General features: G+C 70.3%; 12 protein-coding genes and 1 tRNA gene. 3 read left to right on the top strand and 10 right to left on the bottom strand.

The features are described 5' to 3' along the window. Positions 1-143 precede the first annotated feature (143 nt). Complete coding sequence (locus ACWEBX_RS22330) at positions 144-455, bottom strand: hypothetical protein (protein ID WP_451886584.1); 312 nt, start codon at positions 453-455, stop codon at positions 144-146. A gap of 104 nt (positions 456-559) precedes the next feature. Here ACWEBX_RS22330 and ACWEBX_RS22325 point away from each other — a divergent pair, with 104 nt between their 5' ends. After that, a complete protein-coding gene (locus ACWEBX_RS22325; RefSeq protein WP_103550712.1) occupies positions 560-790 on the top strand; it encodes a DUF4287 domain-containing protein in 231 nt (76 codons plus the stop codon). Positions 791-921: 131 nt separating this feature from the next. Here ACWEBX_RS22325 and ACWEBX_RS22320 read toward each other — a convergent pair whose 3' ends face one another. The 3 genes from ACWEBX_RS22320 to ACWEBX_RS22310 form a co-directional block, all read right to left on the bottom strand. After that, the gene (locus ACWEBX_RS22320; RefSeq protein WP_451886583.1) at positions 922-1,818 is read right to left on the bottom strand and encodes a Bax inhibitor-1/YccA family protein; all 897 of its coding nucleotides are present in this window, start codon (positions 1,816-1,818) and stop codon (positions 922-924) included. Between the two features lie 182 nt (positions 1,819-2,000). Beyond that, a complete protein-coding gene (locus ACWEBX_RS22315; RefSeq protein ID WP_451886582.1) occupies positions 2,001-2,123 on the bottom strand; it encodes a hypothetical protein in 123 nt (40 codons plus the stop codon). A gap of 198 nt (positions 2,124-2,321) precedes the next feature. Continuing rightward, positions 2,322-2,404: transfer RNA gene (locus ACWEBX_RS22310), tRNA-Leu, on the bottom strand. Positions 2,405-2,853: 449 nt separating this feature from the next. Between ACWEBX_RS22310 and ACWEBX_RS22305 the strand changes: the two genes are divergently transcribed. Both ACWEBX_RS22305 and ACWEBX_RS22300 read left to right on the top strand, forming a co-directional pair. Further along, positions 2,854-3,654, top strand: a complete 801-nt coding sequence (locus tag ACWEBX_RS22305; RefSeq protein WP_451886581.1) for an ABC transporter ATP-binding protein — start codon at positions 2,854-2,856, stop codon at positions 3,652-3,654. Positions 3,655-3,713: 59 nt separating this feature from the next. Continuing rightward, positions 3,714-6,242, top strand: a complete 2,529-nt coding sequence (locus tag ACWEBX_RS22300) for an ABC transporter permease (protein ID WP_451886580.1) — start codon at positions 3,714-3,716, stop codon at positions 6,240-6,242. Positions 6,243-6,368: 126 nt separating this feature from the next. Here the strand turns inward: ACWEBX_RS22300 and ACWEBX_RS22295 are convergent, their stop codons facing one another. From ACWEBX_RS22295 to eno, 6 genes are all read right to left on the bottom strand, one after another. Beyond that, complete coding sequence (locus tag ACWEBX_RS22295; protein ID WP_451886579.1) at positions 6,369-7,658, bottom strand: class I SAM-dependent methyltransferase; 1,290 nt, start codon at positions 7,656-7,658, stop codon at positions 6,369-6,371. Between the two features lie 229 nt (positions 7,659-7,887). Further along, the gene (locus ACWEBX_RS22290) at positions 7,888-9,276 is read right to left on the bottom strand and encodes an NAD(P)/FAD-dependent oxidoreductase (protein WP_326787331.1); all 1,389 of its coding nucleotides are present in this window, start codon (positions 9,274-9,276) and stop codon (positions 7,888-7,890) included. A gap of 596 nt (positions 9,277-9,872) precedes the next feature. Continuing rightward, on the bottom strand, positions 9,873-10,844 hold the full coding sequence (locus ACWEBX_RS22285) for a Ppx/GppA phosphatase family protein (RefSeq protein ID WP_451886578.1): 972 nt from the start codon (positions 10,842-10,844) through the stop codon (positions 9,873-9,875). Beyond that, on the bottom strand, positions 10,841-11,395 hold the full coding sequence (locus ACWEBX_RS22280) for a DUF501 domain-containing protein (RefSeq protein WP_451886577.1): 555 nt from the start codon (positions 11,393-11,395) through the stop codon (positions 10,841-10,843). The genes ACWEBX_RS22285 and ACWEBX_RS22280 overlap by 4 nt, the downstream gene beginning before the upstream one ends. A 39-nt stretch (positions 11,396-11,434) precedes the next feature. After that, positions 11,435-11,911, bottom strand: coding sequence for an FtsB family cell division protein (locus ACWEBX_RS22275; RefSeq protein ID WP_361684034.1), 477 nt, complete (start codon positions 11,909-11,911; stop codon positions 11,435-11,437). Between the two features lie 119 nt (positions 11,912-12,030). Beyond that, complete coding sequence (gene eno, locus ACWEBX_RS22270; RefSeq protein WP_451886576.1) at positions 12,031-13,317, bottom strand: phosphopyruvate hydratase; 1,287 nt, start codon at positions 13,315-13,317, stop codon at positions 12,031-12,033. Between the last annotated feature and the right edge of the window lie 136 nt (positions 13,318-13,453).

Genomic DNA, 13,453 nt, shown 5'->3' with positions numbered 1-13,453 from the left:
CGCGAGACCTTCCGACGATCTGGCCGCCGCCTTCGCCCGTCTGGGGGGTGAGGACGACAGACAGATCTGGATCGAGCTGTGGGACGACTTGTGCCCGGGGGCGGACGCTAGGGCACCCCGCGCGCCGGAGTCGACCGAGCAGGTCAGACCCCGGCGCGTTTCTGCGCCTCGGCCACGAGCGTGACCGCTTCGGCCAGTTCCTCCTCGTTCTTCAGTACGAGGGCCAAGTCGTGCGCGGCGACCGTGATTTGGTCGGCGGCGGCGAACATCCCGGCGTCGGGCATCTGCCGGGGCTCCCCCGACGGGTCCTCGACCCGCTGGGCGCGCAGCGCGAACTCCCTGGCCAGCCCCAGTGCCTCGGCCGCGGCACTGCGTTGCAGGCGGCTCTGCGGGGCGGCTCGCAACCGGTCGGCGAAGTGGTCCACGGCTCGTGTCAACGGCGTCGTATCCAGCACGCCGCGAGACTACGCGCAGCGGCGGGACTGTTGCCAACAACCCAACCCTCAGGCACGGTGGCGTGAAGGACCGGCTTACATCCCCTTTGCGTTCGGAGGCGCCGATGTCCCAAGTCTTCTCCGAGGAGACCCATCGCAACCTGCTCGCCCGCATCCCCCATTGCACCGGTCGTGAGATCTCCGACTGGCTTCGCACCGTCGACGAAGGCCCCGCCCTCTTCCGCTTCGAGGAGAAGGTGAGCTGGCTCCGCGCCGAACACGACCTCGCGTACGGCCACGCCAAAGCGATCATCCACGAGTACGACCTGAGGAGGGCCGCGCGCAAACTGCTGTGAGCGCGCACCACCGAGACGACCAGCGTCCGACGACACGCACGTGACGACCGGCACCCATGACGAAGGGCCCGCGAACTGGTGGTTCGCGGGCCCTTCACATCAGCTGACGGCCTGTCCGGCCGTCGGTGTGACTAGTCTCTGCCGCTGAAGATGGCGACCAGTCGCAGCATCTCGACGTAGATCCACACGAGGGTCATGGTCAGGCCGAACGCGGCCAGCCAGGCCTCTTCCTTCGGCGCACCGTAGGTGATGCCGTCCTGGATCTGCTTGAAGTCGAGGGTCAGGAAGAACGCGCCGATCAGGATCGCCAGGATGCCGACGGCGATGCCCAGCGGGCCGCTGCTGCGCAGTCCGCCGTCGGGGGCGACCCCGAAGGCGACCAGCAGGAGGTTCACCGCCATGACGGCGACGAAGGCGATGGCGATGGTGATGCCGATGCGCGCGTACCGGGCGGTGACCCGGATCCAGCCTGCCTTGTAGACGAGGAGGGTGGCGCCGGCGACCGCCATGGTGCCGAGCACGGCCTGGAAGGGCGCGCCGTGCCACTGCGAGTTGTACATCTCGCTGATGACACCGAGGAAGACGCCCTCGAAGGCGGCGTACCCGATGATCAGCGCCGGCGAGGCGGCGCGCTTGAAGGACTGCACGATCGCGAGGACGAAGGCCACCAGGCCGGAGCCGATGGCCAGGCCGTAGCTCGTGCTGGAGACCGGCAGCAGCGCCCAGGCCAGGACGGCGCCGACGACGACCGTGCCGAGCGTCATGGCCGAACGCATGACGACGTCGTCCATCGTCATACGGCCGGTGGTGACCGGGGCCTGCGGCGGAGCGCCCTGCTGGAGGCCCTGCTGTGCGTAGGGGTTCTGCGCGTAGGGGTTCTGCGCGTAGGGGTTGCCGCCCTGCTGGGCGTACGGGTTCCCCTGCGTGCCGACAGCGGGTCCCCCGGCCTGCGGCGCCGCGTTGAAGCCCGCGTAGCCGCTGTCGCGGCTGAACCCCCGTCGCGAGAAGACCGGGTTACTGCTCCTCATTTCACTCCTCCATGGCCAGCGTGCGTGGCCTTGGCCTCAAGGGTAATGGGTAGGCAAAGGAATGACCCTAGTGCTTGAGGAGGATCTTTCCCTCGTTGTGCCACCGTACGCGTGTGCCTCCTGCTACGCCCGCACTGGTACGAAGCCGTGACACCGCTCGTGGCGACAGCGGCTCACGGCGCTCACGCGGGGCGGCCCGTACGGCCCTCCGCCAGGTCCGCCGCGGCCGCGCGCGAGCTCGCGATCCGCTCCGGACGGGCCGGCCGGACGCGGCCCTCGAAGAGGATCGCCTCGGTGGTGCACATCACCCACCCTCCCTCTACCTGTTCGCCCCGTGAAACTTCCTTCACCCCGTCGCAGCGTCAGTCCACCGCCGGGAAGCGACTGTCAACGGGTGAGCGGGGTGCCGCGCAGAGGGCGGCGGCGAGGGAGGAATGCAGCCGGCGGGCCACGCTCGGAGAGTTCCGACTGTGGCCCGCGTCCTGCGTCACAGGGGCGGGAAGTGCCCGGAACCGGACTTGAACCGGTACGCCCGCGAGGGGCAGCGAGGTTTAAGCTCGCCGTGTCTGCATTCCACCATCCGGGCAGACCATGGGCTCCGCATCGAGGTTCCGAGCCTATCGGGGCGCGTCCCCCGAACAGCGGGCGTGCGTACCGATGTTGTCTTATTTTATTGACGTCTGAGGGTGCATCAGTACGCCGCACAGGCCGTCAGCACTTGCCAACAGCCTCCCGGACCCTCGCAGCCCCCGTACGGGGATTGACGGAATTTCACCGTCCGAACGCGATCACGCCGAGCCCCGGACCAGGTCCCGGGCCGGCTCCCGGGAGTGCGGCCGCACTCCGTGCGCTCCCCGGCGGCGACCCGGACGGTTCTCAGGGCGTTCCGTCATACCCAGGTATGACACGACCGCTCGCGGTCCGACCCGAGGCTGCCCCCGGAACCAGAACAGCGGGTGACTACACGCCGCGGATCGGCACGGACGATGGAACACGTCCCCAGCAACGTCCTCGTCCCGACAGGAGCACCCTCCCGTGACCACCACTCCCCTCGCCGGCACAAGCACCGCGGTCGCAGCCCGCGCCACGGAACTGTCGAAGGTCTACGGGCAGGGCGAGACCCAGGTGGTCGCGCTCGACCGGGTCAGCGTCGCCTTCCGGCAGGCCGAGTTCACCGCGATCATGGGCCCCTCGGGGTCGGGCAAGTCCACGCTGATGCACTGCGTGGCGGGCCTCGACACCTTCTCCTCCGGCTCGGTGCGCATCGGCGACACCGAACTCGGCTCCCTGAAGGACAAGCAGCTCACCAAGCTGCGCCGGGACAAGATCGGCTTCATCTTCCAGGCGTTCAACCTGCTGCCGACGCTGACGGCCCTGGAGAACATCACGCTCCCGATGGACATCGCGGGCCGCAAGCCCGACAAGGAGTGGCTGGACACCGTCATCAAGATGATCGGCCTCGCGGACCGGCTGAGCCACCGTCCCTCCCAGCTCTCCGGCGGCCAGCAGCAGCGCGTCGCCGTCGCCCGCGCCCTCGCCTCCCGCCCCGAGATCATCTTCGGCGACGAGCCGACCGGAAACCTCGACTCGCGCTCGGGCGCGGAGGTCCTCGGCTTCCTGCGCAACTCCGTACGCGAACTCGGCCAGACCGTGGTGATGGTGACGCACGACCCGGTGGCCGCCGCCTACGCGGACCGGGTCGTCTTCCTCGCGGACGGACGGATCGTCGACGAGGTGTACGAGCCGACCGCCGGCTCGGTCCTCGACCTCATGCGGAGCCTTCCCGGGGGAAACCCCCGGACCCCCGAACTCGACGGCACGAACCGCACGAGCTGACGCGGGCCGAGCCCACCCGACGCGCCCCCACTCCTCGTACACCTGGACTGAGACACACCATGTTCCGTACCGCCTTGCGCAACGTGTTCGCGCACAAGGCCAGACTCCTGATGACCGTGCTCGCCGTCCTCCTCGGCGTCGCCTTCGTCTCGGGGACCCTGGTCTTCACCAACACCATCTCGGACGCCTACCAGAAGAGCTCCGCCAAGGGCTTCGACCAGGTCGACGTCGCCATCCGCCCCGAGAGCGCGGCCGACTCGGGCGACACCATCGGCGCGACGCACAAGCTGACGCGTTCCCTGCTCGACAAGGCCGCCCGGGTACCGGGGGCCGCCTCCGCGATCGGCGTCGTCGACGGCTTCACCGCCATCGCCGGCAAGGACGGCAAGCTCATCGGCGGCGGCTTCCAGTCGCAGGGCGGCAACTTCTGGGGCGACAAGGACCCCCGCTATCCCCTGACGGCCGGGCACGCGCCGCACGGCACCGGCGAGATCGCGATCGACGCCGAGACCGCCAGGCGGGCCGGCTACAAGATCGGCGACACCGTACGCCTGTCGGTCGACGGCCCCGTCCTCAAGCCCGTCGTCGCCGGCATCTTCAGCACCGACGACGGCAACGTGGCCGCGGGCGGCAGCCTCGCCCTGTTCGACACGGCGACCGCGCAGAAGCTGTTCCACTCGGCCGGCTCCTACGACGAGATCGACGTGAAGGCCGCGCCGGGCACCAGCCAGAACGCGCTGCGCGAGGCGCTCGACGCCGTCGTACCGAAGGACACCGCCTCCACCGTCACCGGCCGGCAGCTCGCCGACGACCAGGCCGAGCAGATCTCGGCGGCGATGAGCGGCATGAAGACGGGCCTGCTCGTCTTCGCCGGGATCGCGCTGTTCGTCGGCACGTTCATCATCGCCAACACCTTCACCATGCTGGTCGCCCAGCGCACCAAGGAACTGGCGCTGCTGCGCGCCGTCGGCGCCTCCCGCCGCCAGGTCACCCGGTCGGTGCTGATCGAGGCGTTCGTGGTCGGCGCGGTGGCGGCCGCCGGCGGGCTCGCCGCCGGTATCGGCATCGGTGCCGCGATGCGCTCCCTGATGGGCACGCTGGGGGCCACGGTGCCGGACGGCCCGCTGGTCGTCTCGCCGGGCACGGTCGGCACGGCGCTGCTCGTCGGCGTCCTCGTCACGATGCTGGCCGCGTGGCTGCCCGGCCGGCGAGCCGCGAAGATCCCGCCGGTCGCCGCGATGAGCAGCCTCCACGCGAAGGCGACGACGAAGTCCCTGGTCCTGCGGAACACGCTCGGCGCCCTGCTCGCGGCCGCGGGTGTCGCCGTGGTCCTCTACGCCACGACGATGGACGGCTCGGACGGACAGGCCCCGATGGGTCTCGGCGCCGTGCTGCTCATCATCGGCGTCTTCGTCCTCACCCCGCTGCTGTCCCGGCCGCTGATCGCCGCGGCGGCTCCGGTCCTGCGGGTCTTCGGGATCTCCGGCAAGCTGGCCCGGCAGAACTCGGTGCGCAATCCGCGCCGCACCGCCGCCACCGCCTCGGCGCTGATGATCGGTCTCACGCTGATCACCGGCATGACGGTGATGGCCGGCAGTCTGCAGAAGTCGATCGACAAGATGGCCGGTTCGGCGATCAAGGCGGACTACGTCGTGTCGATGGCGAACGGCAACTCCCTCTCCCCCGACGTCGAGAAGAAGCTCGCCGCGGTCGACGGGGTCACCGACATCAGCCCGCTGCGCAACGCGCCCTCCCGCATCGACCGGCAGACGGAGTTCCTGACCGGCGTCAACGGCCCGGCCATCGGCAAGCTCACCGACCTCGACGTCACCGACGGCGCCTTCGAGGTCGGCGGCAGCCGGGTCGTGGCCGACTCGGAAACGGCGAAGTCCCACGGATGGAAGGCCGGTTCGCACTTCCAGGTCTCGTACGAGGACGGCGCGAAGGAACGCCTGACCGTCGCCGGGGTCTACGAGGGCAACGAGATGCTCCAGGGCATCATCCTCGACACCGCCACGCTCTCCCCGCACCAGCGTGACACCTCCGACATGCAGGTCATGGTGAAGACGGCGGGCGGCGCCTCGGCCGCGGCCAAGGACAAGCTGGAGAAGGCCCTCGGCGACAACCCCGCCGTCAAGGTCCAGGACAGGCAGGACATCTCCGACGACATCGCCCGGATGTTCACGCTGATGCTGAACATGCTCTACGGCCTGCTGGCGATGGCGGTGATCGTCGCCGTCCTCGGCGTCATCAACACCCTCGCGATGTCGGTCTTCGAGCGCTCGCAGGAGATCGGGATGCTCCGCGCGATCGGCCTGGACCGCAAGGGCATCAAGCGGATGGTCCGTCTCGAGTCCCTGGTCATCTCGCTCTTCGGCGGTGTCCTCGGCATCGGTCTCGGCGTCTTCTTCGGCTGGGCGGCCGGCGAGTTGCTGGGCAGCAGGATGTCGACGTACGAACTCGTCCTGCCCTGGGGCCGGATGGCGCTCTTCCTGCTGCTCGCGGCGACCGTCGGCGTCCTGGCCGCGCTCTGGCCGGCCCGCCGGGCGGCCCGCCTGAACATGCTGGGGGCGATCAAGTCCGAGTGACCGGGCACGGCGACCGGGCCGCGGCGGCGGCCCGGGAAGACGGGTGAGCCCGGGAACGCAGGTGAGGGGGTCCCGTTCCGGACGGATCGGGACCCCCTCCGCGTGCGCGCCGGCGCTTCGGGCGCGTCAGTTCCAGGTTCTCGCCCGCAGCGGCATCCCGGACGAGCCGGACGTGCCCGGAGTCTTCACCGCCAGCACCTGGTTGACGCCGATCTCGTTGCGCTCGAAGGCGACCGCGCTCGCCGCCATGTACAGCCGCCAGACGCGGGCCCGGCCGACACCGGTGAGCCGGACCGCACGGGACCATCCCGCCTCCAGATTGGCGACCCAGCGGCGCAGGGTCAGCGCGTAGTGCTCGCGCAGGGCCTCGACGTCACGCACCTCGAACCCGGCCCGTTCGAGCAGCGCCACGGTCGTCCCGACGGGGGCGAGTTCGCCGTCGGGGAACACATAGGCGTCGATGAACGCGTCGACGGCGTACGACGATTCGTCGCGCTGCGGGCGCCGGCCGATCTGGTGGTTGAGCAGCCGCCCCCCGGGGGTGAGAAGGCGGCCGAGCGTCTCGGCGTACTCCAGGTAGCGCTCGGCGCCGACGTGTTCGGCCATCCCGATGGAGGAGATCGCGTCGTAGGGCCCGTCGGTGACGTCCCGGTAGTCCTGCACCCTGATCTCCACCCGGTCGGTCAGGCCCTCCTCCGCGACCCGTTTACGGGCGTACGCGGCCTGTTCCTGCGACAGGGTCACCCCGACCACCCGCACGCCGTGGTCGCGGGCGGCGTGCACGGCCATCGAGCCCCAGCCGCAGCCGACGTCCAGGAGCCGCTGACCGGGCTTCAGGGCCAGCTTCCGGGCGACGAGTTCGAGCTTGTCGCGCTGCGCCTCCTCCAGGGTGCCGCCCTCCCGCCAGTAGGCGCACGAGTAGACCATGGACGGGCCGAGGACGAGCGCGTAGAAGTCGTTGCCGACGTCGTAGTGGTGGCTGATCGCGCTCCGGTCGGTGCGCCTGGTGTGCAGATGGCGGCGTCGGCGCACCTCCTCCGGGGGCGGGGCGGGCGGCAGCGGCAGTCCCGCCATCCTCACCAGCCCGCGGACGGCGGCGCGCACCTCGGGATCACGCAGCGCCGCCCCGAGTCCGCGCGCGTCCTCGCCGCGCTCCCAGACGAGCCCGGAGATCAGATCCAGGGCGGTGTACAGGTCCCCCTCGATGCCCAGGTCGCCGGAGACCCAGGCGCGGGCCAGTCCCAACTCGCCCGGCTTCCACAGCAGTCGGCGCAGGGCCCGCCGGTTGCGGACGACGAGCGCCGGTGCCGCGGGCGGACCCGCTTCCGAACCGTCCCAGGCGCGGACGCGCAACGGGAGCGGGGTTCCCAGCAACTGTTCGACAAGGCCTTTGAGCCGCGGCGCGGCGTCCTGCATGGCGTACACCTCCGAGACAGCACTCCCGAACGCTCCGACACCACGTAAACATCTACCCCGTCGGCGCGCAGTCCCCCCTCCACGACACAGATTCGCAAAATATGTGCATGCACCACGCTTTGATGGACGCGCCGGGTGCGCCGAGCCGCGCGGGGAGGAGGAAACGCCGAAGGGGCCGCCCGCACCACGGATGGCGGGCGGCCCCTTCGGGGCGTTCGGTGACCGGAGGTCAGGAGGCCTTGGCCTTCTCCTCGGTCTTGACGGCGGGCGCCGGAGCGGCCGGAGCCGGCTTGGCGGCCTCGTAGAACTCCTCGCGCGGAGTCTCCATGGCACCCAGGGAGACGACCTCGCGCTTGAGGAACATCGCGAGCGTCCAGTCGGCGAAGACGCGGATCTTGCGGTTCCAGGTCGGCATGGCCAGACCGTGGTAGCCGCGGTGCATGTACCAGGCGAGACGGCCCTTGAGCTTGATCTTCATCTTGCCCATGACGATCATCGCGACGCCCTTGTGCAGACCGAGACCGGCCACGGCGCCCTTGTTGGCGTGCGCGTACTCCTTCTGCGGGAAGCCCCGCATACCGGAGATCACGTTGTCGCCGAGGATCTTGGCCTGACGCAGCGCGTGCTGCGCGTTCGGCGGGCACCAGGCGTTCTCGACACCGGCCTTGCGGGCGGCGACGTCCGGCACCTGGGCGTTGTCGCCCGCGGCCCAGATGTAGTCCGTGCCCTGCACCTGGAGGGTGGTCTGGGTGTCCACGTGGCCACGCGGGCCGAGCGGCAGACCGAAGCGGGAGAGAACGGGGTTCGGCTTGACGCCGGCCGTCCAGACGATCGTGTTGGAGTCGACCTCGAGGCCGTTCTTCAGCACGACGTGGCCGTCGACGCAGGAGTCCATGGAGGTGGAGAGGTAGATCTCCACACCGCGGCTCTCCAGGTGCTCCTTGCCGTACTGGCCGAGCTTGGGGCCGACCTCGGGAAGGATCTTGTCCGCGGCGTCGACGAGGATGAAGCGCATGTCCTCGCGGGACACGCTGCTGTAGTACTTGGCCGCGTCACGGGCCATGTCCTCGACCTCACCGATGGTCTCGGCGCCGGCGAAGCCGCCACCCACGAAGACGAAGGTCAGCGCCTTGCGGCGGACGTCCTCGTCCGTGGTGGAGTCGGCCTTGTCGAGCTGCTCGAGAACGTGGTTGCGCAGGCCGATGGCCTCCTCGATGCCCTTCATGCCGATGCCCTGCTCGGCGAGACCGGGGATCGGGAAGGTGCGGGAGACCGCGCCCATCGCGATGACGAGGTAGTCGAAGGGCAGCTCGTACGCCTCGCCCACGAGGGGGGCGACCGTGGCGACCTTACGGTCCTGGTCGATGGTGGTGACCCGGCCGGTGAGGACCTCCGCCTTGGGAAGTACACGCCGCAGCGGGACGACGACGTGCCGCGGCGAGATGCTGCCGGCGGCTGCTTCGGGGAGGAAGGGCTGGTAGGTCATGTACGACCGGGGGTCGACGACCGTGACGGTCGCCTCTCCGTAGCGCATCTGCTTGAGGATGCGCCGAGCTGCGTACAGGCCTACGTACCCACCGCCTACTACGAGGATCCTGGGACGCTCCGTGGTGCTCATGCCATCGAGTATCCACCCGGTTCAGGGGGGTCGCTCGTGCGCCCCTTCACAAGCTCGGACAGGGGCTCTGCTACACTCCGCCGCCCCCGTGACCGAGGTCATGGCGGCAGGGGTGGACCGCCGTACGGTTCGTACCGTTGTCAACACCGCGTGAGCTGCGGCCCAACCCGTTCGGCCGAGCGGACCACACCTGTGTTTCATCGCCCTGAAACGCGGCCGCAACGCTTCACCGAGCATGCTGCCGGACCCGCCCGGCCCCGCGGAAGGGCCCAAGTGGCCCCTTCGCGGCCCCTTCGTCGCTCGGCAGGGGCCTTTTCCTTGTGAAGAACTTCACGAAGTTTCTCGACGAAGCCTTACGGGAGGGCGTCCAGGACCCCCTCCGGCACGCTCATACGCTATCCGACCCGCTCAGCCGAGGCTACCGATCAGTAGCAAAGGAGACCCGTGCCACGCCCGCGCGGCCCGGCCCAGACGGCGCTCCAGAGCCCTGTTCGGCCGCCGGAGGACGCCGACGGCCCCGGCCCCTCGGGAACGGAGCCGGGGCCGTCTCACACCCGTTCTCGACGCGTCGCCGGGCGTCGGTCACCCAGCCGGCGTCAGTCGCCCCGCCGGGCCGCTTCGGCGTCCTCCGCGACCTTGAAGGCGATGCCGTCGAGGATGTCGTGCTCACTGACCACGACCTCCTCGGCACCGGTCCGCTCCATGATCGAGAGCAGGACGAGGGCACCGGCCCCGATCACGTCCACCCGGCCCGGGTGCATGGAGGGGACGGCCGCGCGCTCGGCGTGCGTGGAGCGCAGCAGCCACTCGGTGATCTCGTGGACGCGCGCGAGGGAGACGCGGGAGTGGTGGATCCGCTCGGAGTCGTACTCGGCGAGGTCCAGCGCGATGGCCGCGATCGTGGTGACCGAGCCGGCCAGCCCCACCAGGGTGCGCGCCTCGCGCAGCGGGACCGTCTCCTCGGCGAGGTCGAGGGCGGCCTCGATGTCGGCGCGCATGGCCGCGACCTGCTCGGCGGTGGGCGGGTCGGTGACCGCGCCGTCGCGCACGAGGTGACGTTCCGTCATCCGTACGCAGCCGATGTCCACGGAGCGTGCCGCGCGCACATGGTCGGTGCCGACGACGAACTCGGTCGAGCCGCCGCCGATGTCCACGACCAGGTAGGGCGTGGCGAGGTCGTCGCGCCCGGCCAGCTCCCTGGTCGCGCCGGTGAAGGAGAACTCGGCCTCCTGGTCCCCGGTGACGACCTCGGGCTCGACGCCGAGGATGTCCAGCACCCCGCGCACGAACTCGTCCCGGTTCTCGGCGTCGCGGGAGGCGGAGGTGGCGACGAAGCGCAGTCGCTCGGCGCCGTGCTCCTTGATGGTCCGCGCGTAGGCGTGGCAGGCGGCGAAGGTCCGCTCCAGCGCCTCGGGGGCGAGCCGCCCGGTGCGGTCGACGCCCTGGCCCAGCCGGACGATGGTCATCCGCCGGTCCAGGTCAGTGAGTTCGCCCGTCCGCGGGTCCGCGTCGGCCACCAGAAGGCGGATGGAGTTCGTACCGCAGTCGACGGCGGCGACGCGGGTCACCGGCCGTCCTCGGCGGACTCGTCGCCGGCCTGCGGGCCGGCCTGGGTGACACAGGCGCCCTTGCGCCACCACTCGGGCAGCATCGCGATGGCCTCGTCGCCGAGCGGGTTGACGCCCGGTCCTGCGGCCAGCGAGTGCGCCACCAGGACGTGCAGGCACTTCACCCGGTCCGGCATGCCGCCCGCGCTCGGGAAGCCCTCCAGGACGTCGATCGCGTCACGGCGCGCGATGTAGTCCTCGTGGGCGGCGCGGTAGGCCGCGGCCAGCTCGGGGTCGGTGGCCAGCCGTTCGGTCATCTCCTTCATGACCCCGTTGGCCTCCAGCGTCCCGATCGCGGACGCGGCCCGCGGGCACGTCAGGTAGTACGTGGTCGGGAACGGCGTGCCGTCGGGGAGGCGGGGCGCCGTCTCCACCACGTCCGGCTGGCCGCAGGGGCAGCGGTGCACGATCGCGCGCAGCCCGCGCGGCGGCCGGCCGAGCTGCTGCTTGAAGGCCTCGACGTCGGCGTCGGTGGGCTCGGTGCGCGGGGTGGTGGGGGGTGGCGTTTCCATGCCGTGCGTCACGTGTCTTTCTGGTCAGTTCATGGGTCGTCAGCGGTCGGCGGCGTCGGATTTGTCCACGCCGTCCCACACGTTGGTGTACCAGGGGCGGTCGGCGGTGCCCCGTTCGGCACGGGACTGCTTCGCGGCGTCCGGGTCGATCACGATGTAGCCGGTCTCGCCCGGCATCACATAGTGCAGCCGCTGCCGGATCTGCTGCTTGGCGTACGCGTCGTCCTGCCAGCGCGCCTTGAGGTCGCGGAGCTGCTCGACCCGCTGCCGGGCCTGCTCCCGCTGCCGCTCCAGATCGCCGATCTGGGCGCGCTGGGAGACGTACTGCCGCATCGGGTACGCGAGGGCGACGATCAGGGAGCACAGGACCATGGCGAGCAGCGCGGCCCGGCCGGTGAGCCGGGAGCGGCGCGCCTGCCGCTTGGTCTGGGAGCGGTAGACCCTGGCCGCCGTCTGCTCGCCGAGCAGCTTCAGCCTGGTCGAGGTGGAGAACCGGTCCCGGTCCTTCACGGCCATGAGTCCCGCCTCCCCACTACCGGCCCGCCGTACGGGCCCGTCACGTGCGTACGTCCCCGCACACGGTACGGGACCGGGTACGGGGACGTACGGAGGACGCTTCCTGAGAGGCGCGAGGCTCAGCCCTTGAAGCGCGGGAAGGCGCTGCGGCCGGCGTAGACCGCGGCGTCGTCGAGGATCTCCTCGATGCGCAGGAGCTGGTTGTACTTGGCGACACGGTCCGAGCGGGCCGGGGCGCCGGTCTTGATCTGACCGCAGTTCACGGCGACCGCGAGGTCGGCGATGGTGACGTCCTCGGTCTCGCCGGAGCGGTGGGACATCATGCACTTGAAGCCGTTGCGCTGGGCCAGCTCGACGGCGTCCAGGGTCTCGGTCAGCGAACCGATCTGGTTGACCTTGACGAGCAGGGCGTTGGCGGAGCCCTCCTCGATACCGCGGGCCAGGCGCTCCGGGTTGGTGACGAAGAGGTCGTCGCCGACGATCTGGACCTTGTCGCCCAGCTTGTCGGTGATGACCTTCCAGCCGGCCCAGTCGTCCTCGTACAGCGGGTCCTCGATGGAGACGAGCGGGTACGCCGCGACGAGCTCGGCGTAGTACTCGGTCATCTCGGCGGCGGAGCGCTCCTTGCCCTCGAAGAGGTACTTGCCGTCCTTGTAGAACTCGGAGGCGGCGACGTCGAGGGCGAGGGCGATCTGCTCGCCGGGGATGTAACCGGCCTCCTTGACGGCCTCGAGGATGAGGTCGAGGGCGGCGCGGTTGGACTCGAGGTTCGGGGCGAAGCCGCCCTCGTCGCCGAGGCCGGTGGACAGGCCCTTGGTCTTCAGCACCTTCTTGAGGGTGTGGTAGACCTCGGCGCCCCAGCGCAGGGCCTCGGAGAAGGACTCCGCGCCGATCGGGGCGATCATGAACTCCTGGATGTCCACGTTGGAGTCGGCGTGCGAGCCGCCGTTCAGGATGTTCATCATCGGAACGGGCAGCAGGTGCGCGTTCGGTCCGCCCAGGTAACGGAAGAGCGGCAGGTCGGACGCCTCGGAGGCGGCGTGCGCGACGGCGAGCGAGACGCCGAGGATGGCGTTGGCGCCGAGCGAGCCCTTGTTGTCGGTGGCGTCCAGGTCGAACATCGCCTGGTCGATCAGGCGCTGCTCGGTGGCGTCGTAGCCGACGAGCTCCGGGCCGATCTGCTCGATGACGGCGAGGACGGCCTTCTCGACACCCTTGCCCTGGTAGCGGTTCGGGTCACCGTCGCGAAGCTCGATGGCCTCGAACGCTCCGGTGGAGGCGCCGGACGGAACGGCGGCACGACCCGTGCTGCCGTCGTCGAGGCCGACCTCGACCTCGACCGTGGGGTTGCCTCGGGAGTCCAGGATTTCCCGGGCTACGACGACGTCGATGGACGGCACGAGCATCTCCTTATGGGATGTGACGCGGGTACGCGGGGCTCGGCAGCCCCGCGGGATGAGCCTAACCGGCTCAGGGGGATCGGCCAGCGATCGACCACCCCTTGAGCGGACTGAGCCTACATATTGTTCCTGAACGGAACAA

The organism is Streptomyces sp. NPDC005070 (assembly GCF_053600395.1).
Note: the sequence above shows the minus strand (reverse complement) of the source record. Positions and strands in the feature narration are given on the sequence as shown.

Excerpts from the sequence above, each read along its gene's own strand:
- ACWEBX_RS22320 (WP_451886583.1), bottom strand. The coding sequence starts at position 1,818 with ATGAGGAGCAGTAACCCGGTCTTCTCGCGACGGGGGTTCAGCCGCGAC.
- ACWEBX_RS22295 (WP_451886579.1), bottom strand. The coding sequence starts at position 7,658 with ATGCAGGACGCCGCGCCGCGGCTCAAAGGCCTTGTCGAACAGTTGCTG.
- ACWEBX_RS22275 (WP_361684034.1), bottom strand. The coding sequence starts at position 11,911 with ATGGCCGTGAAGGACCGGGACCGGTTCTCCACCTCGACCAGGCTGAAG.
- ACWEBX_RS22280 (WP_451886577.1), bottom strand. The coding sequence starts at position 11,395 with ATGGAAACGCCACCCCCCACCACCCCGCGCACCGAGCCCACCGACGCC.
- ACWEBX_RS22315 (WP_451886582.1), bottom strand. The coding sequence starts at position 2,123 with ATGTGCACCACCGAGGCGATCCTCTTCGAGGGCCGCGTCCGGCCGGCC.
- ACWEBX_RS22325 (WP_103550712.1), top strand. The coding sequence starts at position 560 with ATGTCCCAAGTCTTCTCCGAGGAGACCCATCGCAACCTGCTCGCCCGC.
- ACWEBX_RS22290 (WP_326787331.1), bottom strand. The coding sequence starts at position 9,276 with ATGAGCACCACGGAGCGTCCCAGGATCCTCGTAGTAGGCGGTGGGTAC.
- eno (WP_451886576.1), bottom strand. The coding sequence starts at position 13,317 with ATGCTCGTGCCGTCCATCGACGTCGTCGTAGCCCGGGAAATCCTGGAC.
- ACWEBX_RS22300 (WP_451886580.1), top strand. The coding sequence starts at position 3,714 with ATGTTCCGTACCGCCTTGCGCAACGTGTTCGCGCACAAGGCCAGACTC.